The organism is Streptomyces sp. MnatMP-M17 (genome assembly GCF_900091995.1).
In the GTDB taxonomy this organism is placed as follows: domain Bacteria; phylum Actinomycetota; class Actinomycetes; order Streptomycetales; family Streptomycetaceae; genus Streptomyces.
The window spans coordinates 1-1,707 of the sequence record NZ_FMDK01000536.1 but is presented as its reverse complement, the minus strand read 5'-3'; the positions used below and the strand labels follow the sequence as shown (position 1 = coordinate 1,707).

Genomic DNA, 1,707 nt, shown 5'->3' with positions numbered 1-1,707 from the left:
GTACGGCGCGGGCCCCGGGCCCGCCCACGTCGGCGCTCCGGCCGCGGCCGAAGTCAAGGGTGGCCCCACCGGACCGGCCGGCGTGGCCGACACCAGGGCCGCTACCGGGACCGACACCAGAGCCGACACCGGGGCCGCTCGATATACCGGAGCCCACGGGCCCAACAGGCTCACCGGACGGGCCAGATCCACCGGACCGCCCGGAACGGCCGGTGCCTCCAGGCCTGTCGGAGACGCCGGGGCCACCGGGGCCACCGGACCGTCCGGATCCACCAGACCGACCGGGTCCGCCGGAACCGCCGAGGTCACCTGGCAGTCCGACAGCCGGGTTCTCGCCGGTCTCGGCCAGCGCCGCTCGCGCCTGGGAGATCCGTATCGCTTCCATGGTCATGTCGTGGCGCATCTCGGAGCGGCTCCACGCGCGCTCCGCCAGCTCCCACATCGTGGTGAGATGCATCGGATTCGTGCCGGTGACATCGGCCAGCGCCACGACCGCGCCCTTGGGCGCGAGCAGCCGCCCGTTGAGATAGCGCTCCCAGGATGTCTTGCTGTAGCCCGTTCTGTCGGCCACCGCGGCGATGCTCAGACCGCTGCGGTTCACCAGCCTGCGGAGCTGACCGGTGAACTCCTTGACTTCCGGATCGAGTTCGTCCGGTAGCGCCTTCCAACGAGGCATGTGCCTCCCCCTTGTCCCCCCGCGACGTGCCCAACGTGCTCCGCGATACCCACAGGGATGCGCCGGGCCAGGATGGCAGTTCCTACGTCGGCAGCGCACGGAGGCATTTGGGGGCAGTATCGCGCTCCCTTGCGCGCCCCCCGTACCGAACCCCGCGTCAAGTCTCGCATCCGTTGCCCGTTGATCACACCATGGCGGAATGGTCACCTCCATGCATCAGGCGATAGGCAACTCTTGAACCCCTTTGGCGCGTCCATGACGCTGATATCTGTGTCGCAGAACACCGCGGGCGGCACCGCGGACCGGCACCGAGGGCGGACGGCGCCCGTCCTTCCTCGGGGGAGAGGACGGCCGCCGTTCACCTTTCCCACGTCTGCTCGGCGGTTCCGGGACTCGACGGCTCTACGGCTCTACGGCTCTACGGCACGGTCGAGTGGACGATGTCCTCCAGGAACGGGATCTCCAGCCATGGCTTGGGCTGAGTCATGAGCGAGAGCATCACGATCACGACGCCCAGCAGGCCGTACGTGACCATGTCGGTGAAGCGCGAACGCACGGCGAGCATGCCGACGGAAGGCAGCACACGGCGCAGCACGGCACCGCCGATGAGGGCGAGGCCGATCAGGATCGTGCCGATCCGGAACGCCTCGGCGAACGGATGCAGACCGACGATCAGCAGCCCGAGTCCGGTCGTCCCGAGCACGCTGAGCAGCGGCCACTGACGGACGGGCGCAGCCGCGTCTCCCGGAGCGGCCCGTCCGCCGCCCTCGGGCCGCGCGGTGTCCCGGGTGACCGCCGAGAACCGCTGGCTCGTCTCCTCGGGCGCGCCGACGTCAGTGCCCGCGGCACTGTCGGCGCTGTCAGTGCCCGCGGCACTGTCCGTCTTCACCTCATCGGACGCGGCATCCGGAGCGTCCACCGGATCCGGAGCGTCCAGTACCGCCTGCGTCGTGTCCGTCTGCTTCACATCCGTCGGCTCGGACACCTCGGACACCTCGGACACCTCCGGGACCGGCACGGCGGCAGCCGCA

At 70.2% G+C, this 1,707-nt stretch carries 2 protein-coding genes; both read right to left on the bottom strand.

Translation table 11 applies throughout. The features are described from left to right. Positions 1-676, bottom strand: a 676-nt coding sequence (locus GA0115259_RS42090; RefSeq protein WP_237540444.1) for a helix-turn-helix domain-containing protein, incomplete at its 3' end; no start/stop codon positions are given. A gap of 418 nt (positions 677-1,094) precedes the next feature. After that, positions 1,095-1,707: DUF3017 domain-containing protein (locus GA0115259_RS23485; protein ID WP_237540440.1), on the bottom strand; the 613-nt coding region annotated here is incomplete at its 5' end.